Origin of the sequence: Streptomyces nodosus (assembly GCF_008704995.1) — a bacterium.
In the GTDB taxonomy this organism is placed as follows: Bacteria; Actinomycetota; Actinomycetes; order Streptomycetales; family Streptomycetaceae; genus Streptomyces; species Streptomyces nodosus.
On record NZ_CP023747.1, the window covers coordinates 1,365,397 to 1,382,999 of the forward strand.

General features: G+C 71.6%; 19 protein-coding genes. 8 read left to right on the forward strand and 11 right to left on the reverse strand.

Translation table 11 applies throughout. The features are described from left to right. Positions 1-30 precede the first annotated feature (30 nt). The 3 genes from CP978_RS06150 (at position 31) to CP978_RS06160 (ending at position 4,967) form a co-directional block, all read left to right on the forward strand. A complete protein-coding gene (locus CP978_RS06150) occupies positions 31-630 on the forward strand; it encodes a TetR/AcrR family transcriptional regulator (RefSeq protein ID WP_043438239.1) in 600 nt (199 codons plus the stop codon). Positions 631-949: 319 nt separating this feature from the next. After that, entirely contained in the window at positions 950-4,231 is a 3,282-nt protein-coding gene (locus CP978_RS06155) for a GH92 family glycosyl hydrolase (protein ID WP_043438240.1), read from the forward strand. A 553-nt stretch (positions 4,232-4,784) separates the two neighbouring features. Further along, positions 4,785-4,967: a hypothetical protein gene (locus CP978_RS06160; RefSeq protein WP_043438243.1), complete on the forward strand. Its 183-nt coding sequence runs from the start codon at positions 4,785-4,787 to the stop codon at positions 4,965-4,967. A gap of 36 nt (positions 4,968-5,003) precedes the next feature. Here the strand turns inward: CP978_RS06160 and CP978_RS06165 are convergent, their stop codons facing one another. The 5 genes from CP978_RS06165 to CP978_RS06185 form a co-directional block, all read right to left on the reverse strand. Beyond that, entirely contained in the window at positions 5,004-5,864 is an 861-nt protein-coding gene (locus tag CP978_RS06165) for an ABC transporter permease (RefSeq protein WP_043438244.1), read from the reverse strand. After that, on the reverse strand, positions 5,824-6,678 hold the full coding sequence (locus CP978_RS06170) for an ABC transporter ATP-binding protein (RefSeq protein WP_043438247.1): 855 nt from the start codon (positions 6,676-6,678) through the stop codon (positions 5,824-5,826). The genes CP978_RS06165 and CP978_RS06170 overlap by 41 nt, the downstream gene beginning before the upstream one ends. After that, positions 6,675-7,136: a MarR family winged helix-turn-helix transcriptional regulator gene (locus tag CP978_RS06175; protein WP_043438248.1), complete on the reverse strand. Its 462-nt coding sequence runs from the start codon at positions 7,134-7,136 to the stop codon at positions 6,675-6,677. Before CP978_RS06175 ends, CP978_RS06170 begins: the two co-directional genes overlap by 4 nt. Before the next feature lie 146 nt (positions 7,137-7,282). Beyond that, a complete protein-coding gene (locus tag CP978_RS06180) occupies positions 7,283-8,302 on the reverse strand; it encodes a cation diffusion facilitator family transporter (RefSeq protein WP_043438251.1) in 1,020 nt (339 codons plus the stop codon). A gap of 154 nt (positions 8,303-8,456) precedes the next feature. Then, a complete protein-coding gene (locus tag CP978_RS06185) occupies positions 8,457-9,116 on the reverse strand; it encodes a TetR/AcrR family transcriptional regulator (protein ID WP_043438252.1) in 660 nt (219 codons plus the stop codon). 149 nt (positions 9,117-9,265) lie between these two features. Here CP978_RS06185 and CP978_RS06190 point away from each other — a divergent pair, with 149 nt between their 5' ends. Then, entirely contained in the window at positions 9,266-9,823 is a 558-nt protein-coding gene (locus CP978_RS06190; RefSeq protein ID WP_043438255.1) for an NAD(P)H-dependent oxidoreductase, read from the forward strand. 112 nt (positions 9,824-9,935) lie between these two features. On the opposite strand, the gene CP978_RS06195 is transcribed toward CP978_RS06190, so the two are convergent. Beyond that, positions 9,936-10,328, reverse strand: a complete 393-nt coding sequence (locus CP978_RS06195; RefSeq protein ID WP_043438258.1) for an ArsR/SmtB family transcription factor — start codon at positions 10,326-10,328, stop codon at positions 9,936-9,938. Positions 10,329-10,401: 73 nt separating this feature from the next. On the opposite strand from CP978_RS06195, the gene CP978_RS06200 reads away from it, so the two are divergent. After that, entirely contained in the window at positions 10,402-11,481 is a 1,080-nt protein-coding gene (locus CP978_RS06200) for a cation diffusion facilitator family transporter (RefSeq protein ID WP_043438260.1), read from the forward strand. Between the two features lie 77 nt (positions 11,482-11,558). On the opposite strand, the gene CP978_RS06205 is transcribed toward CP978_RS06200, so the two are convergent. Both CP978_RS06205 and CP978_RS06210 read right to left on the reverse strand, forming a co-directional pair. Further along, positions 11,559-12,113, reverse strand: a complete 555-nt coding sequence (locus tag CP978_RS06205; RefSeq protein ID WP_043438262.1) for a YbaK/EbsC family protein — start codon at positions 12,111-12,113, stop codon at positions 11,559-11,561. Positions 12,114-12,321: 208 nt separating this feature from the next. Further along, the gene (locus CP978_RS06210; RefSeq protein ID WP_043438264.1) at positions 12,322-12,894 is read right to left on the reverse strand and encodes a helix-turn-helix domain-containing protein; all 573 of its coding nucleotides are present in this window, start codon (positions 12,892-12,894) and stop codon (positions 12,322-12,324) included. A 93-nt stretch (positions 12,895-12,987) separates the two neighbouring features. Between CP978_RS06210 and CP978_RS06215 the strand changes: the two genes are divergently transcribed. Continuing rightward, positions 12,988-13,845, forward strand: coding sequence for an EamA family transporter (locus tag CP978_RS06215; protein ID WP_043438267.1), 858 nt, complete (start codon positions 12,988-12,990; stop codon positions 13,843-13,845). Between the two features lies 1 nt (position 13,846). Here the strand turns inward: CP978_RS06215 and CP978_RS06220 are convergent, their stop codons facing one another. Then, positions 13,847-14,623: an acyltransferase gene (locus tag CP978_RS06220; RefSeq protein ID WP_052454534.1), complete on the reverse strand. Its 777-nt coding sequence runs from the start codon at positions 14,621-14,623 to the stop codon at positions 13,847-13,849. A 111-nt stretch (positions 14,624-14,734) separates the two neighbouring features. On the opposite strand from CP978_RS06220, the gene CP978_RS06225 reads away from it, so the two are divergent. Further along, positions 14,735-15,268: a gamma carbonic anhydrase family protein gene (locus CP978_RS06225; RefSeq protein WP_043438272.1), complete on the forward strand. Its 534-nt coding sequence runs from the start codon at positions 14,735-14,737 to the stop codon at positions 15,266-15,268. A 20-nt stretch (positions 15,269-15,288) separates the two neighbouring features. Here the strand turns inward: CP978_RS06225 and CP978_RS06230 are convergent, their stop codons facing one another. Continuing rightward, positions 15,289-15,954, reverse strand: coding sequence for a DedA family protein (locus CP978_RS06230; protein WP_043438275.1), 666 nt, complete (start codon positions 15,952-15,954; stop codon positions 15,289-15,291). Positions 15,955-16,177: 223 nt separating this feature from the next. Between CP978_RS06230 and CP978_RS06235 the strand changes: the two genes are divergently transcribed. After that, positions 16,178-16,846 (forward strand): HhH-GDP family DNA glycosylase, encoded by a 669-nt coding sequence (locus CP978_RS06235; protein WP_043438277.1) that lies wholly within the window; start codon positions 16,178-16,180, stop codon positions 16,844-16,846. A 240-nt stretch (positions 16,847-17,086) separates the two neighbouring features. Here the strand turns inward: CP978_RS06235 and CP978_RS06240 are convergent, their stop codons facing one another. After that, entirely contained in the window at positions 17,087-17,539 is a 453-nt protein-coding gene (locus CP978_RS06240; protein ID WP_043438279.1) for a DUF4442 domain-containing protein, read from the reverse strand. Positions 17,540-17,603: the final 64 nt, after the last annotated feature.

A 17,603-nucleotide genomic window follows, 5' to 3' on the forward strand; every position in this document is an offset into this window, starting at 1 on the left:
TGTCATGAGCGTCTCGGCTACTGTCAAGGCATGGCCCGCCCAAAAAACCAGGACGAACGCCGCGCCCACCTCATCCAGGCGGTCATCGACACGACCGCCGAGACCGGGTTGCGCTCCCTCTCGCTCGCGGATGTGGCACGCAAGGCGGGGCTGACCCGAGGAGCCGTCCTGTACTACTACGACGACCTCGACGCGCTGCTGAGGGAGGCCTATCGCGCCGGCATGGAACGCTTCTGTGACCGTCGGGACGCACTGCGGGACACGATAGAGAACCCGGCGCTACTCCTGCGGGAGACCATCCGCGCCGGGCTCCCCACGGGGCCCGACGACGCACTGATGCGCCTGCTGTACGAGTTCGACGTGCTGGCGGAGAACTCCCCGCTGCACAGCACGCTGGTCGAGTCGATGTACGAGCGGCAGCTGGCCGCCTACCGGGCCGTACTGGAACGCGGCGCCGGCACCGGAGTCTTCCACCTCGCCCTGGACACCTCGACGGCGGCCCTGAACCTGGTGGCGCTGGAGGACGCCTACGGACTGCACATCGTGGCCGGCAACAGTCAGATCAGCGTGGAGCGGGCCCTCGAAGCGATGTTCGACGCCGCACGGGCTTTCGGCGCGCCCGTGGCGTGACCGGGACCGTGCCGGACCCCGGCGCCGGGGTCCGGCTGGGCGACGTCGGAAAAGGCAACGTCGACCGCGACATTCGGTGATGCTGGCTCGTGACGACCCTACGATGCGCGACAACGTTGTCGTATTGGTCTGTACATGACTGTACCGCGTGAACCGACAACGATGTCAATGGGCATGCACCGAGGTCGCGCCGGGTGATGACCCGGGCGCGCCCCGCATCGGTACGCACTCTTCCGTGGTACCACCGGCGCACGCTACTGTCCCTGCGGCTTGTGCGACCTGTGGTGCGCGACCCGTCCGAAGGAGGAGGGGCCGCGTCATGCGTTTCCGTCCCGTGTCCCTGCTGTCGGCCGCCCTGCTCGCGGTCGGCGCCACCCCCGCCCTCGCGGCGACCGCCGCACCACCCAGCCCCCCGCCCGTCCTGGTCAAGGACCCGGCCGCGTACGTCGACCCGCTGATCGGCACCAAGAACGGCGGCAATGTCTTCCCGGGCGCCGTCGTCCCGTCCGGCATGCTCTCCTTCAGCCCGGAGAACACCACCGGCGACGCCACGAGGACGGCCGCGCCCGGCGGCTATCAGTACGACGCCACCCGCATCCGCGGCTTCAGCCTCACCCATATGTCCGGCACCGGCTGCGCGGGCGGCAGCGGCGACATCCCGTTCTTCCCGTACGCCGGTGAGGTCACCTCCTCACCGGCCGCCGACACCAAGAACGCCGTCTACGCCGCCGACTTCAAGCACTCCGACGAGACCGCCGAGCCCGGCCACTACCGGGTGGGCCTCGCCTCCGGAGTCACCGCCGACCTCACGGCGACGGCGCGCACCGGCTCGGCCCGCTTCACCTACCCGGGCGGCACACCCGCCTCCCTGCTGATCCGCACCGCCGACTCCGAGGTGGGCTCCACCGATTCGTCGATCACCATCGACCCGGCCGCGCGGACCGTCTCCGGCTCCGTCACCTCCGGAAACTTCTGCGGCTACCTCGACCCCGAGGGCCGGCGCGCCTACTACACCCTGTACTTCACCGCCCGCTTCGACCGGCCCTTCAAGGCGACCGGCACCTGGCAGGACGACAAGCTGAGCCCGGGCTCGACCTCGGCGACCGGCGGCGCCGGAGGCTTCTCCGACGGCGGCCGGCCCGTGAAGGGCAAGGGAGCCGGCGGATATGTGGAGTTCGCGCCCGGCACCGGACCGGTCGGCGTCAAGGTCGGCATCTCCTACGTCAGCCGGGCCGGCGCCGAGGCGAACCTGGCCGCGGAGAACCCGCCCAAGCGCTCCTTCGACTCGGTCAAGGAAGCGGCCCGCCGCGCCTGGCGGGACCGACTGGGCGCGATCCGGGTCGGCGGCGGCACCGACGAGGAGCGCACCACCTTCTACACCGCGCTCTACCACGCCCTGCTGCACCCCAATGTCATCAGTGACGCCGACCGCAGATACCGCGGAAGCGACGACAAGGTGCACACCGTGGGCCGCGGCCACCAGGCGCAGTACGGCACCTTCTCCGGCTGGGACCAGTACCGCGACCAGGTGCAGCTGCTGACCCTGCTCGACCCGGGCACCGGCTCGGACGTCGCCCAGTCGCTGTACGAGCTGGCCCGGCAGAACGGCGGCGTCTGGGACCGCTGGCTGCACGGCGCGAGCGGCACCCATGTCATGAACGGCGACCCCTCACCGACCGCCCTGGCCGGCATCCACGCCTTCGGCGGCACCGACTTCGATCTGAAGGGAGCGCTCGCCTCCCTGGTGAAGGCGGCGACCGTACCGACCGAGCAGGACCTGTCCCCGGCGGGCAAGCCGGTGCTCTCGGCCGGCCAGCGGCCGTCCCTCGACCAGTACCTCGAGCGGCACTACATGCCGTCCGTCTCCAACGCCTGGGGCGGTGCCGCCGAGACGCTGGAGATGTCCACGGCCGACTTCGCCCTCGCCCAGCTCGCCGAGGCCGCCGGGCAGAAGAGCACCGCCGCCGCCTTCGCCGGGCGCGCCCAGTGGTGGCAGAACAACTTCAACATCGCGGCCCACCCCACCGGCGGCTACATCGCCAACCGCAAGGCCGACGGCAGTTGGGTCCCCGGCTTCACCCCGGACACCGGCAACGGCTTCGTCGAGGGCACGGCGGCCCAGTACACCTGGATGGTCCAGCACAACCCGGCCGGTCTGTTCGCGGCGATGGGCGGCCGGGAGGCGGCGCTGGCCCGACTGGACGACTTCTTCCACGACGCCGACGGCGACTGGGCGTTCACCGGCAACGGCGGCACCAAGTCCGAACTCGACAACGAGCCCTCCATCAACGTCCCCTACCTGTACGCCTACGCGGGCGCGCCGTACAAGACCCAGGAGACCGTCCGCGCGGCCATGCGGCAGCTGTGGACCACTCAGCCGGGCGGCATCCCCGGCAACGACGACCTGGGCGCGATGTCCTCGTGGTACGTCTTCTCGGCGCTCGGCATGTATCCGCAGGTGCCTTCCCGTGCCGAACTCGTCCTCGCCTCACCGCTGTTCGAGCGGATCGAGATCAGCCGTCCACACGGCCGCGACATCTCCGTCCGCGCGGCGGGCGCTGCGGCCGGATCCCCCTACGTCCGGTCCCTGAAGGTCGACGGACGGACGAGCGACCGCCCCTGGCTGCCGGCGAGCTTCGTCCGGGACGGCGGCAGGCTCGACTACACCCTCTCCGCCACCCCCGACCGCACCTGGGGCAGCGCCCCGTCCGCGGCACCGCCCTCCTTCCGGCAGGGCGAGCAGCCGTACCAGATCGGTGTGGGCCCGACGACGGCGATCCTCGCGCCCGGCGAGAGCACCGAGATCGACGTCCGTGCCCTGTCGCTGAACGGCGGCCAGGGCCCCGAGGTGCACTTCCGTGTGCGGACCCCGGCCGGCATCACGGCGACGCCCGCCGAGGGCACGGTGCTCGACGGTGCCCGGCAGATCACGCTCACCGCTGACAAGGGCACCGAGCAGGGCTTCTACGACGCGAAGGTCACGGTCACCTCGGGCGAGGAGTCCTACGAGCAGTCGGTCTCCCTGACCGTGGCGGCCCCGGGAACCCTGCTGGCCGCCTACAACAACACCGGTGTCTCGGACGACGACGGCGACCATGCCGAGGCCGACTACGACGGCGGTGGCTGGAGCTACTCCCGCCAGGCCCTCGCGGCGGCCGGCGTCACCCCCGGCGGCCGGGGCACGGTGGACGGCCTGGCCTTCATCTGGCCGAACTCGCCCGGCGGACGCCCGGACAACGCCTCGGCGGCCGGTCAGCGCATCGACCTGGCCGAGCCGGCGGCCCGGCTGTCCTTCGTCGGCAGTGCGGTCAACGGCAACCAGCAGACCAAGGCCACGGTCACCTACACCGACGGCAGCACCGCGACCGTCGACCTCTCCTTCACCGACTGGACCGTCGGCGGAGGCGGCGGCACCGTTCAGTACGGCAACACGGTGGTCGCCAAGAGCGCGTACCGCAATGTGGCGGGCGCCGACAAGGACGCGGTGACGACCTATGTCTTCGCCACCAAGCCGTACGAGGCCCCGGCAGGCAAGCGGATCGCGAGCGTCCAGCTCCCCGACGACACCGATCTGCATGTGTTCACGGTGGCGACGGGCTGAGCGGACCCGAGTCGCCGAGCGATACCCGAACAGCCCGGAGGGGCGGGCCTTCAGGCCCGCCCCTCCGGCATCCGCGGTGGTCTCCGTCAGACCTGCCGCGGGGCCTCGGACTCCCCCTGTCGAGCGGAGCCGGGAGACCTAACGAGTGAACGGATGTGCGGGTCGAACATCACCGAGTTGCCCTCCCGGTTAGGTTGTTCCCCCGAAGCAACCGGTCAGGCGGCGACGAGGAGTCTGCCCCGCCACCGCCCGCGTCGACGAGCCGGAGCCGCACAGGGCGCCGGGCTCGCCGGACTTGATGACGCCGTCCCCGCCGATGCGCGGAACAGGACAACGAGGCAGTGGCGTCGAGCCGCTCAACGCACGGTGCCACCGACCGTGCCGACGGGGTGGAGGCTTCGTCGGCGGGGTTCCGCCTTCCTTCCTGGGCCCGCACGGCCGCCTTCCGCAGTCGGCTGGCGCGGCGTGGTGACAGGCGTCCGTCTGCCTCCGTCGAGGTCTTCCCGTCGCGGAATCTCTCGGAAGCAGCGGCTGGGACCGTCCGGGAGGCGAAATGTGGACCGTGCTGGAACTCATGGCGACGTCTGCTCCGCAGCTGTTCCTCTATGTCGTCGGCCTCTTCGTCGTCATGATCCTGCTGTCGCTGCTGATCAGCCTGCGCCGGGCGGAGGCATCGGAACGACCCGAGATCATCAGGGCCCTGGCGGATCTGATGGCGTTCTGGAAGAAGAGGTGACCTCGCTGCCGGGTCCCACCGGCCGGCCCGCCGCCGTCAGCGGGCCAGCCGCCCCAGCAGCGAGGACGCAGAGATGATGCCCAGCGCGGCGGCCACCGCCAGGACACCGAAATCGAGCAGCACATGGGAAGGCGTGCCGAGCAGAAGTCCGCGCAGGGCGTCCACCTGGTAGCTCAGCGGGTTGACCGTGCTGACGGCCTGGAGCCAGCCGGGCATGACGGCCACCGGGTAGAGCGCGTTGGACCCGAAGAACAGCGGCATGGTGATCGCCTGACCGATGCCCATCAGCCGGTCACGGGTGAGGACGATGCCCGCGATGGTCATGGACAGACAGGAGAAGAAGGCCGAGCCGAGGACGACCGCCGCCGCCACCCCCAGCAGCCGCAGCGGGTTCCAGGTCAGTGCGACGCCGAGCAGCGCCGCGATGACGACGACCACGATGGCCTGGATCAGTGCCTTGACCCCGGCGGCGAAGGCCTTGCCGGTGATCAGGGCCGCCCGCGGGGTCGGTGTGACCAGCAGCTTGGTCAGGATCCCGGCGTCCCGCTCCCAGATGATCTGGATGCCGTAGAAGATCGCGATGAACATCGCGGACTGGGCGATGATGCCGGGCGCCAGGTAGTCGATGTAGGGGATGCCGCCGGTGGGGATCGCCCTGATCCTGGTGAAGGTCTCGCCGAAGATCAGCAGCCAGAGCGCCGGCTGGATCGCGCGGGTGTACAACTCGGTACGGTCGTGGCGCAGCTTCTGCAGCTCGACCGCGCACATCGCGGCGACCCGTGCGGGCAGCACCCGCCAGCCGGTGCGGGCCCGGGGCGGGGTCACCAGCAGGTCGAGGTCCGCCGGGCGGACGGGTTCAGCCGACACGGGACGCGGTGCGGCGGGTGCTTCGGACATCGCGGAAGTCTCCTGCCTGGTCGTCGAGTCCGCTGCCGGCGACATCACGGAAGACGTCCTCCAGGGTCGGCAGCGGGCCTTCGGTGCCGAGCCGTTCCCTCAGTCCGTGCCTCAGCTCCTCGGGTGTGCCGAGGGCACGGATACGGCCGTGGTGCATCAGGGCGACCCGGTCGCAGTACTGGTCGGCCTCGTCCATGTAGTGGGTGGTGACGAGCACGGTCATGCCGGTGGCGGCGCGCACGGCGTTGATGTGCTCCCACACGTTGGTCCGGGCGATCGGGTCCAGGCCGATGGTCGGCTCGTCGAGGATCAGCAGCCGGGGTGCGCTCACCAGGGCCTGGGCGAGCTCGAGCCGGCGGACCATGCCGCCGGAGTAGGTGCGGGCGAGCCGGTCGGCCGACGAGGTGAGGTCCACGGCCGCGAGCGCCTGTTCCACGCGCCGGGCCCGTTCGCGCCGGGAGACGTCGAAGACACGGGCGAACAGGGCGACGTTCTCGCGGCCGCTGAGTCCCGCGTCGGCGGACAGCTGCTGCGGCACATAACCCAGCAGGCGCCGTACGGACATGCGTTCGCGGGCCGCGTCGTGGCCGAAGATCCGGACCATGCCGGCCGGGACTGGAAGCAGCGTGGTGATGCAGCGGATCGCGGTGGTCTTCCCGGCGCCGTTGGGGCCGAGCAGTCCGAACACTTCGCCGTCGAGGACGGACAGGTCGAGCCCGTCGACCGCGTGTGTCTCCCCGAAGGAGTAGCGCAGTCCGGCACAGGTGACGGCGTCGTCCACCGGGGTCTCGCCGTGCGTCGCGTGCGGTGTCATCTTTCCCCGCCTTCCTCGTGCAGGTTCTCGGCCAGTTTCCGCAGAGCCGGAAGAGCCGCCTCCAGAGCCTTGCGGTCCACCTCGTCCAGACGGGCCACCTGGCCGCGTACCAGCGCGGTGCGCCGCTCGCGCCAGTCACGCAGTCGTGCCTCGGCCGCCACCGTGGGCAGCAGCCGCGCGGCCCGCCGGTCGGCCGGGTCCGTCTCACGGAGCAGATAGCCGTCCTTCGCCAACCGGTTGACCAGCGTGGAGACCGAGTTCCCCGCCAGATACAGCTCCTTGGCGGCGTCCGACACACCGATCCCCGGGCGCTCCGCGACCAGACGCAGCAGTTCGACCTCGGCGCCGCGCAGTCGCGGCCCGGTCGTCCCACGGCGCAGCCTCCGCCTGATCAGCCTCTGCACTCCGACGAGCGTGTCTGCCAGATCGTCGGCGAAGTTCCCGGGTTCCCGTTCCACAGCTCCGAGATTAGCTCTGTGTCAGAGGTATTCGGGGAAAGGGAGGGTCAAGAACCGGAACGATCAAGGACAGGAACCGACAGGAACCGACGAGCACGGTCGGGAACGGCGTGGCGCGAGACCGAACGGTCCGGGTGCGGGCGCCGTCAGTGGTGGTGCGGCTCCTCACGGTGCACCGGCCCGTGCGGGGCCTCGCAGTGCGCGGAGTCGTCCGCCGCGCCCCGCTCACCGTGCAGGGCCACCTGGAGGACCTGCTCGGCGATGTGGTCGACCTGGAGGGTGGTGTGGGTGATGCCGTAGTCGTGGCGCAGGACGTCCTCCAGATCGCGGCGTACGGCATGGCAGTCGCCGCCCGGCTCGACCAGGACATGGGCGGAGAGCGCGGCCTGGCCGGAGGTGATCTGCCAGACGTGCAGGTCGTGCACCTCGACGACGTCCGACCGGGCGACGAGCCGGTCGCCGAGGGCGTCCGGGTCGACATCGGAGGGCGCCGCCTCCAGGAAGATACGGCCGGAGTCGCGCAGCAGCCCGTACCCGGCCTTCACCATCAGCGCCACGACCACCAGGGTGGCCAGCGGGTCGGCGCGCTCGAAGCCCGTCAGCACCACGACGAGGGCGGCGACGGCGGTGCCGACGAAGGCGAACAGGTCGTTGAGGATGTGCTGATAGGCGCCCTCGACATTGAGGGAGGTGCGGTTGGCCCTGGAGATGCACCAGGTGGCGAGCATATTCACCGCGATACCGGCCAGCGCGGTGATCAGCATGGCCCCGCCCGCGACGGCCGGCGGGGCGATCAGGCGCCGTACGGCCTCGTACGCCAGCCAGGCGCTGAGCAGGAGCAGGGTGAGGCCGTTGGCCTGGGCGGAGAGGATCTCGGCGCGTTTGAGCCCGTAGGTGAAGCCGCCGCGGGCCGGCCGGGCGGCGAGCCGCATCGCGATCAGGGCGAGCACGATGGCCGCGGCGTCGGTCAGCATATGGGCCGCGTCGGAGATCAGCGCCAGGGAGTCGGCGAGGATTCCGACAGTCACCTCGGCCGCCATGAACACGGTGATCAGGGCGAGCGCGATGCCCAGCCAGCGGCGGTCGGCGTCCGCCGAGACGCCGTGGGAGTGGCCGGCATGCCCCGCCGGGCCGTGCCCGTGGTGCCGATGACCGTGGTCGCTCATCTGGTCCGCCTTCCCCCTCGCATCGGGTGCCTCGACCGAAGTGAAACGCATGGCGACGCCCCAGGGCAAAGGCTGCACCGGTGACCGTTGTCATGTCCGATAATACGCCTCTGACCTGGGCAAACATCGGGCATGGGAACGGGTGACCGGCGTGTCAGCCCGGACATCGTCCGGTGAACCGGTCGACCAGGTCGCACCAGCCGGCCGCCACCCGCTCCAGGGCCATCCCCCGGTGGGCGAGAAGGTGGTCGACGAACGCCGCCTCCAGGAATCCGAGCAGCAGATGCGCGACGAGTTCGATGTCGGCCTCGACGCGCGCCTCGCGCAGCAGCATGCGGACATGGGCCAGCCGGAACTGGTACGGCGCGGTCATGCGGAGCCGGCCCGGCTCCGCGTGGGCGGCCAGATACAGGTCCCGGTGCGCGTGTTCGTGCCGCAGGACGGCAGCGCCGAAGGCGTGCAGCCGCTCGGTCGCGGGCGCTCCCGGGCCGACCGGCGGCGGCCCGGAGAGGAAGGCCGCCTGGAGTTGCTCCTCCTGATGACTGAGCAGCTCCACCAGCAGCCCCGTCCGGTCGCCGAACCGCCGGAAGACCGTGCCCTTGCCGACCCCCGCGCCGCAGGCGATGTCGTCCATGGTCACATTCGCGATGCCGCGCTCCGCGGCCAGCCGGGCGGCCACCGACAGAAGCCGGATGCGGTTGCGCGCGGCGTCGGCACGCAGCGGTGCGGTGTCGTCGGCCGGCAGAAGGGTCAGGTCCGTTCGGCCGTTGCGGTCGTCCTGCGGACGGGGGAAGGGCGGAAGCGGCTCGGTCATACGGGTCAGAGTAGCCGCCGGGAAGAGAATCGGACCTTGGTCCGGTTAATATCTCCGAGAAGTGGACCGCGGTCCGGTTGGAATGGTACAACTTTCAACGGACTCACCCGGTCCGCTTGTATCGGTCACACATCCTGGGAGTTATCACCATGTCCGTACGCATCCTCGCCCTGGTCGGCAGCCTTCGTTCCGGTTCCCACAACCGCCAGCTCGCCGAGGCCGCCGTGAAGCACGCGCCCCAGGGCGTCGAGGTGGTGCTCTACGAGGGCCTGGCCGACGTGCCCTTCTACAACGAGGACATCGACGTCGAGGGCGCCGTCCCGCAGGCCGCCGCCGCGCTGCGCGAGGCCGCCGGTTCGGCCGACTCGTTCCTGCTCTTCTCGCCCGAGTACAACGGCACCATCCCGGCCGTCCTGAAGAACGCCATCGACTGGCTGTCCCGTCCGTACGGCGCCGGCGCCCTCACCGGCAAGCCGGTCGCCGTCGTCGGCACCGCGTTCGGCCAGTACGGCGGCGTCTGGGCGCAGGACGAGGCCCGCAAGGCCGCGGGCATCGCCGGCGGTGCGGTCGTCGCGGAGGCCAAGCTCTCCATCCCCGGCTCCGTCACCCGCTTCGCCGAGACCCACCCCGCCGACGACACCGAGGTCGTCGAGGGCCTGACCAAGGTCATCGAGCAGCTCACCCAGGCCGCGCCCGCCGCCGCCTGATCTCCCGGGACCCGGCCCCACGCCGGACCGATCCATGACACGGCTGTGGGCCGGGACCTCGAGGTCCCGGCCCACAGCCGTGTCCGCACCGCCCGTCCGGCACCGCGGCCTCTCAGTCGTGCACCGGACGGCCGGTGAGTCGGTGGTCGGCCAGTCCGAGCGCCTCGTCCACCACCCGGCGCAGATGGCCGTCGCGCAGCGAGTAGACCACCCGACGCCCCTCCCTTCGCGTGTCGACCAGGCCCGCGAGGCGCAGCCGCGCCAGATGCTGGCTGACCGCGGGCCGGGCCGCGCCGCACACCTCCGTGAGCGTGGAGACATCGGCCTCACCCCCGTGGGCCAGGGCGTGCAGCAGGGTGAGGCGGGTACGGTCCCCGAGCAGGGCGAGCAGCTCGGCGGCGAGCGTGAACCGCTCCTCTTCCGGCGTCAAGGGGCGGCCGGGGGACGCGCCTCCGGTGCGCGGCTGCACACCGTGCGCAGCTGACAGGTGCATGCGTGCGCTCATACGCACATAATGGCTCCATGGATGCGCCCGCGTCCACCGTCCCGCGCGCGGACGCGGTGAAGGGGGCTGTGCGATGAGCCATGAACACCAGGGACACGAACACATCGGGACCGATGGGCACACCCCCGCCCGGCCGCATCCCCATGGCGGCCACGGCCTCCACCGTCCCCTCGGGCGTCTCCGGCACCTCCTCACGCCCCACTCCCATGAGACCGCCGGCAGGGTGGACCCCACGCTGGAGTCCTCCGCGCGGGGGCTGCGGGCGCTGTGGGTCTCGCTGGCCGTGCTCGGGGTGACGGCACTGGCGCAGGCGGCCGTGGTCGTCGTCTCCGGGTCGGTCGCACTGCTCGGCGACACCGTGCACAACACCGCCGACGCCCTGACCGCCGTACCGCTCGGCATCGCCTTCGTCCTGGGCCGGCGCGCGGCCACCCGCCGTTTCACCTACGGATACGGGCGCGCGGAGGACCTCGCCGGAATCGTGATCGTGCTGACCATCGCCGCGTCCGCCGCCTTCACCGCGTGGACCGCGGTCGAACGGCTGCTGGATCCCCGTCCGTTGCACGACATCCCGGCCGTCGCCGCCGCGGCCGTCATCGGTTTCGCGGGCAACGAGTGGGTCGCCCGCCACCGGATCCGGGTGGGCCGCGCGATCGGCTCGGCCGCGCTGGTCGCCGACGGACTGCACGCGCGTACGGACGGATTCACCTCGCTCGCGGTGCTGCTGGGCGCGGGCGGCGCGGCACTCGGCTGGCAACTCGCGGACCCGCTCGTGGGGTTGGCGATCACTGCGGCGATCGTGCTGGTGCTGCGGGACGCGGCGCGCGAGGTGTTCCGGCGGTTGCTGGACGCCGTCGACCCGGCACTGGTGGACCGGGCCGAGCGGGCGCTGTGCGGGGTGCCGGGCGTGCACGGGGTCGGTGAACTGCGGCTGCGCTGGATCGGGCATCGCCTGCGCGCCGAGGTGGCGGTCGTGGTCGACGGCGAGGTGAGCGTACGCCGGGCCCATGACATCGCGGTCGAGGCCGAACATGCCCTGTTGCACGCGGTGCCGGGACTCACCGCCGCCCTGGTCCACGCCGACCCGGCCCCGGCACCGGGGGCCACGGACCCGCATCTGGCCCTGGCCCACCACGCCCGGGCCCGTCCCTGAGGGATCAGCTCCCGGCACGCCCCGCAGGACCGCCGTCGGACCGGACATAGGTCACTCCGGTGCGCCCTGCACGGCTCTCAGACACCCAGCCCCTCCAGCACCACCGCGTTCGCCACCTCCGCGAACGCCTTGCCCGGCACCAGCAGCTTGCCCCGCCGCCGGCCGCTGCCGACCAGTACATACGGGAGGTCGACGACCGCCGAGTCCACCAACACCGGCCAGTCGCCGGGGAGTCCGATCGGGGTGATGCCGCCGTACTCCATCCCGGTCTCCCCCGTCGCGACCTCCATCGGCGCGAACGACGCCTTGCGGGCACCCAGTTCACGACGGACCGCGCCGTTCACATCGACCCGGGCGGTGGACAGCACCACACAGGCGGCCAGTGTGGTCACACCGCCCCGCCTGCCCGCGGCCACGACGCAGTTGGCGGACCAGTCGAGCAGCTCCCGGCCGTAGTGCTCCACGAAGACCGCGGTGTCGGCCCACTCGGGCTCGGTGTCGACATAGACGATCTGGTCGGCGGGCACGCTGCCGCTCCAGTGACGCACCGCGTCCGCGACCGGAGGGGTCAGCTCGTCGAGGCAGTCCGGAGCGGGGGTGGCGTGGTCGAAGTCTCCGAGGGGTGCGCGCATGTCCGCACGCTAACAGCCACGGGCCGGCCGCCGGGCCGGCGTCTCAGAGCTCCGAACAAAAGTGGGGTCCGATCAGCGGGCGGTGTCCGGTGCGTGCGATCGCAAGGCGCCGGAAGGTCCTGGTAGCTCCGCTACAAGGACCTTCCGGCAACGCAGCGAGCGTGCGTGCCGGGCGCCGCCCGCCGGGCCCCACTTTTGTTCGGAGCTCTCAGCGCACGGGCGGCACCGAGACCGCCATCACCATCCGCATCGGCTCCTCGCCCTCGTTGCCGTAGGTGTGCGGGGTGTCGGCTTCGAAGGAGGCGCTCGCACCGGCGGGGATCCGATGGGCGACGCCGTCGACGGTGAGCGTCAGCTCGCCGGCGGTGACATGGACGAGTTCGACCGTGCCGGCCGGATGGGGGTCCGAGGGGCTCCCGTCCCCCGGCATCAGCAGCCAGTCCCACATCTCCAGCGGGCCGGGAGCCTCGGCGCCCGCGAGGAGGCGGTTGTAGCTGCCCGCCTCGGTGTCCCACAGACGTACCGCCCCTTCGGCGGGGACGATACGGACCCTGGGGCCCTGCTCGTAGTCGAGCAGGGTGGTGATGCTGACGCCGAGCGCGTCACCGATCTTGACGACGGTGCCGATGCTCGGGTTGGTCCGGGCCTGCTCGATCTGGATGAGCATGCCACGGCTGACTCCGGCCCGGGCGGCGAGCGCGTCCAGTGTGAAGCCGCGCTCGGTACGCCAGCGCTTGACGTTGCGCGCCAGGGACTGGGTCAGCAGGTCGAGATCCGACACATTCCGTCCAATATTCTGGATGACAGCGTTTAGTGAACTGAACTATGGTGTGGTGCACCTGATCGTTCACTGAACTGTACTGCGAGGCGGCCCATGACAGCACTGTTCGCCCTGGCCACCAGCCTGCTGTGGGGCCTGGCCGACTTCGGGGGCGGACTGCTGACCCGCCGGATGCCCGCACTGACGGTGGTCGCGGTCTCGCAGACCATCGCCGCGGTAGCGCTCGGCGCGCTGGTGGTCGCCACCGGCGGCTGGAGCGAGGCCGGGCCGCGGCTCTGGTTCGCTTTCGCCGCGGGTCTGATCGGGCCGCTCGCCCTGCTCTGCTTCTACCAGGCGCTCGCCCTGGGCCCGATGGGCGTCGTCTCCCCGCTCGCCACCCTGAGCGTGGGGATCCCCATCGGCGTCGGGCTGTTCCTCGGGGAGCGCCCCGGACCGCTGCAGGCGGCGGGCATCGTGGTCGCCGTCGCGGGGGTGGTCCTCGCGGGCGGGCCCGAGCTGCGGGGCGCACCGGTGCAGCGCCGGGCGCTGCTGCTCACGCTGTGCGCGGCGCTCGGTTTCGGCACGGTGTTCGCGCTGATCGCGGAGGCGTCCACCACGGTCGAGGGGCTCTTCCTGGCCCTCTTCGTCCAGCGGGTCACCAGTGCCGTCCTGGGCGGCGCCACCCTCTACGCCGCCGGGAGGCGGGGCACCGCGCCGCTTCCGCGGCAGGGGCTTCCCTGGCAGACGCTGCCCGCGCTCACCCTCGTCGGACTCGCCGATGTCGCCGCCAACGGCACCTATGCGACCGCCGCCCGGCTCGGGCCGGTGACGGTGGCCGCCGTGCTCGCCTCGCTCTACCCGGTGGTCACCGCGCTGGCCGCGCGCGGGGTGCTGCGGGAGCGGTTGCGCGCGGTGCAGGCGGCGGGCGCAGGGCTGGCCCTGGTGGGCACGGTGCTGCTCGCCACCGGCTGACTCAGGACTCCGCGTCCAGCTCCGTGAGCCGGGCGGCGGACTCCTCGTCCAGCGTGGCCAGCGCCAGCAGCTGGTCCGGGGTGATCCCGTCGGGGATCGGCACCGGGGCGGGTGTCCTGAGCGGCGGCTGCCAGCCGTTGTCGGGGGTCCAGCGCCGCACGACCCGCGCCGGGGCCCCGGCCACCACCGCATGGTCCGGCACCTGTCCCCGTACGACCGCGCCGGCCGCCACCACGACGTTCCGCCCGATCCGCGCGCCCGGCAGGATCACCGCGCCCGTCCCGATCCAGCACCCCGGGCCGATCGACACCGGCTCCATCCGCGGCCACTGCTTGCCGATGGGCTCATGCGGATCGTCGTACGAGTGATTGGTCGAGGTCACATAGACATACGGACCGACGTAGCAGTCCCTGCCGATGGTGACCGTGGTGTCGGCGATGACATGACTGCCGCGGCCGAGGACGACACCGTCACCGATGCAGAGGATCGGGTCGGGGCCGAGATCGAGGTCGGGCATCAGCCCGGCGGTCAGGGTGACCCGTTCGCCGATGACGCAGTGCGCGCCGATCCGGATCCAGGGCTCGCCGAAGACCGTGCCGAGCGGGAAGGCGAGTCTGGTGCCCGTTCCCAACGCACCGAAGCGGAAGCGACCGGGGTGCTCCGCGGTCACGGCCCCCGTGCGCTGCGCCCAGGCCCAGCCCGCGTGGACCGCGCGCTGGGCGAGTGCGCGGCGCCATGACGAGAAGCTGGAGGAGAACGTGTTCTTGCTCCGGGGCACCCGCACACCGTACTCAGGGCCGGGTACGCCCATGGGCACATCCGGCTGTGATCTTCACCCCACCGGTGGCGTACCGTGCCGGTGGGACGGCCGGACCACAAGGAGACCGCGATGACGCACCAGGCCCTGATCAGGGGATTCGGCGGCAAGGATCCCCAGGTGGACCGGGAGGCGTTCACGGCGCCCACCTCGGTGGTGATCGGGGAGGTGACGCTGCACGCGGGCGCCGGCGTCTGGTACGGCGCGGTGCTGCGGGCCGACTGCGGACCGATCGTCATCGGCGCCGACAGCAATGTGCAGGACAACTGCACCCTCCATGTCGACCCGGGCTTCCCGGTCTCCGTGGGCGAGCGGGTGTCCATCGGGCACAACGCGGTGGTCCATGGCGCCACCGTGGAGGACGACTGTCTGATCGGCATGGGCGCCACGGTGCTCAACGGCGCGGTGATCGGCGCGGGTTCCCTGGTCGCCGCTCAGGCACTGGTGCCGCAGGGCATGCGAGTGCCCCCGGGATCACTGGTGGCGGGCGTGCCCGCGAAGGTCAGAAGGGAACTGACCCCCGAGGAGCGCAAGGACATCACCCGCAACGGCACGATGTACGCGGAGCTGGCGCGGGCGCACCGGCAGGTGCACCAGAAGCCCTGAGGCGACCCTGAGGCGGGGCCTCACTCGGCGGCCGGGACGGCCTCCGCCTCGGCCGCCTCCCGCTCCGCCTTCTCCTTCTCCTCCGTGGCCTTCTTCGCCCGGTGCTTCACCATCAGCATCGAGGCGAGGCCCACGAGCACCGCCGCCACCAGTCCCAGCCACGAGAACTTCTTCAGCCAGGCCTCGGCGACGACCCCGACGTAGTAGATGACCGCGGTGGTGCCGCCCGCCCAGATCACCCCGCCCAGGAGGTTGGCGATCAGGAACTTCCAGTACGGCATCCGCAGCACACCGGCGAGCGGGCCGGCGAAGATCCTCAGCAGGGCGACGAAGCGGCCGAAGAAGACCGCCCACATGCCCCACTTCTCGAAGGAGCGCTCCGCGGTCGCGACATGGCCCTCGCTGAAGTGCCTGGGGAACTTCCTGCCGAGCCAGGCCAGCAGCGGGCGTCCGCCCCTGCGTCCGATGGCGTAGCCGATGGAGTCTCCGACCACGGCGCCCAGGCTGGCGCAGGCGCCGAGCACCACCGGGTTGATGCCGCCGTGCTGGGAGGACAGCAGCGCCGCCGAGACCAGGACGATCTCACCGGGCAGCGGGATGCCCAGCGACTCCAGGCCGATGACGAGGGCCACCACGGCGTAGACGGCGGCCGCGGGTACCGTGTCGAGCCATTCCTGGACGTGCACCGCCGGTTCCTCCCCGTTTCATGTGCCTCTGCATGGGTGTCCGGCCTGACCGGCAGACCCCCGGGGAAGCCTACCTGTTCGGCCCTGCACCCGCGGAGCCCCGCGGAGCACGCCGGGGAGCCACGGCGCGGCGGGGTTCGGCCGCCGCACTCGCGAAACTCGTCCCCAGGTCCCCTTCCATCGCCCGGACGGCACTCGGGCCTCATCGACGGTGCGAGGCATCATGAGCCCCACGACCAGGAAGAACCCCCGCGACCGCACGGAGAAGGCGGTCGCCCAGGCGCTGCTGGACCGGCAGGAGGCCACCTATCTCGCCCAGGCGGGCGTCCGGCTCCGGAACACGCCCGGTCCGCTCTACCAGGCACTCGTCCTGGCCATGCTGTTCAGCGCCCGGATCAAGGCGGACATCGCGGTGGCCGCCGCACGAGCGCTCTTCGAGGCGGGCCTGCGCACCGCGCAGTCGATGGCGAAGGCGTCATGGCAGCAGCGGGTGGACGCGCTCGGCGAGGGCGGTTATCGACGGTACGACGAGCGCACCGCCACCATGCTGGGCGAGGGCGCGGAACTCCTGCTGGAGCGGTACGGCGGCGATCTGCGGAAGCTGCGCGAGGAGGACGACCCCAAGAAGGCGCTCCGGGAGATCCCCGGGCTCGGGCCCACGGGCGTCGACATCTTTCTGCGTGCCGTGCAGACGATCTGGCCGGAGTTCGCGCCCTATGTCGACCGCAAGGCGCAGGACGGCGCCAGGCGGCTGGGCCTGCCCACCTCGCCCGATCGGCTGGCGACCCTGGTGAGCAGGAGAGAGCTGGCCCGGTTCACCGACGGGCTGGTGCACGCCGCGCTGGACAAGCCGCTCGCCGACGACGTCCTCGCCGAGGCGAAGCCGGCCTAGGCCGTACCGACGGCCCAGGGCGGGAGGCCGCCCGGCCGCCGCTCGCCGCCCGGCGCACGATGAGGTAATGTTGATCTTGAGCCGGTCACCGGAACTCCCGGTAGCCGACGGTGCGTTGGTGGTCCAAGGAAAGACGCCCCGCTTCCTGCGGGGAAATGCAGGTGCAAGGCCTGCCCGGCGCTCGGATGAGAATCCCACCCCCGTGGAACGGGGGTGGGATTTTCGCGTTCCCCCTGCCCGTCAGCCGTTGGGCCGCAAGGTCCACACCACCGTCATCTCCCCCGTCACCGCGCCGTCCTCGCGCCGGACGGCGACGGCGACCGGGAACTCCGGCCGTCCGCCCGCGTCCAGCTCGGCGACGATCTCGGCCGCCGGGCGGCGCAGGGTCGCCGTGGCCGTCACGGGCCCCCTGGCCAGCTTCTTGTAGTCGATCTCGGCCCGCACCGCGAGCGGCACGGCACGGGAGAGCTGATCGCCGAAGGCCTTGAGCACGATGGCGCCACTGGCGGACTCGGCCAGGGTGAACATCGCGCCGGCGTGGGGGCCGCCGAGATGATTGTGGAAGTCCGGCTGGTCCGGCAGCCGGAGCACGGCGCGCTCCGGGGTGACCTCGATGAACTCCAGGTTCAAGGTCCGCACCATCGGGACCGCCGCGGCCAGCATGTCGCCCGTCGAGGCGCTGTCAACTGTCATGAACGTGAGGTTACCCGCCAGTAGGAAGCTCTGGCCAGAGCCGGGTCCGGTTCGTCGTATCGTT

Coding starts and splice junctions, on each gene's coding strand:
- CP978_RS06150 (WP_043438239.1), top strand. CDS start 31: ATGGCCCGCCCAAAAAACCAGGACGAACGCCGCGCCCACCTCATCCAG.
- CP978_RS06155 (WP_043438240.1), top strand. CDS start 950: ATGCGTTTCCGTCCCGTGTCCCTGCTGTCGGCCGCCCTGCTCGCGGTC.
- CP978_RS06160 (WP_043438243.1), top strand. CDS start 4,785: ATGTGGACCGTGCTGGAACTCATGGCGACGTCTGCTCCGCAGCTGTTC.
- CP978_RS06165 (WP_043438244.1), bottom strand. CDS start 5,864: ATGTCCGAAGCACCCGCCGCACCGCGTCCCGTGTCGGCTGAACCCGTC.
- CP978_RS06170 (WP_043438247.1), bottom strand. CDS start 6,678: ATGACACCGCACGCGACGCACGGCGAGACCCCGGTGGACGACGCCGTC.
- CP978_RS06180 (WP_043438251.1), bottom strand. CDS start 8,302: ATGAGCGACCACGGTCATCGGCACCACGGGCACGGCCCGGCGGGGCAT.
- CP978_RS06185 (WP_043438252.1), bottom strand. CDS start 9,116: ATGACCGAGCCGCTTCCGCCCTTCCCCCGTCCGCAGGACGACCGCAAC.
- CP978_RS06190 (WP_043438255.1), top strand. CDS start 9,266: ATGTCCGTACGCATCCTCGCCCTGGTCGGCAGCCTTCGTTCCGGTTCC.
- CP978_RS06195 (WP_043438258.1), bottom strand. CDS start 10,328: ATGAGCGCACGCATGCACCTGTCAGCTGCGCACGGTGTGCAGCCGCGC.
- CP978_RS06200 (WP_043438260.1), top strand. CDS start 10,402: ATGAGCCATGAACACCAGGGACACGAACACATCGGGACCGATGGGCAC.
- CP978_RS06205 (WP_043438262.1), bottom strand. CDS start 12,113: ATGCGCGCACCCCTCGGAGACTTCGACCACGCCACCCCCGCTCCGGAC.
- CP978_RS06215 (WP_043438267.1), top strand. CDS start 12,988: ATGACAGCACTGTTCGCCCTGGCCACCAGCCTGCTGTGGGGCCTGGCC.
- CP978_RS06225 (WP_043438272.1), top strand. CDS start 14,735: ATGACGCACCAGGCCCTGATCAGGGGATTCGGCGGCAAGGATCCCCAG.
- CP978_RS06235 (WP_043438277.1), top strand. CDS start 16,178: ATGAGCCCCACGACCAGGAAGAACCCCCGCGACCGCACGGAGAAGGCG.
- CP978_RS06240 (WP_043438279.1), bottom strand. CDS start 17,539: ATGACAGTTGACAGCGCCTCGACGGGCGACATGCTGGCCGCGGCGGTC.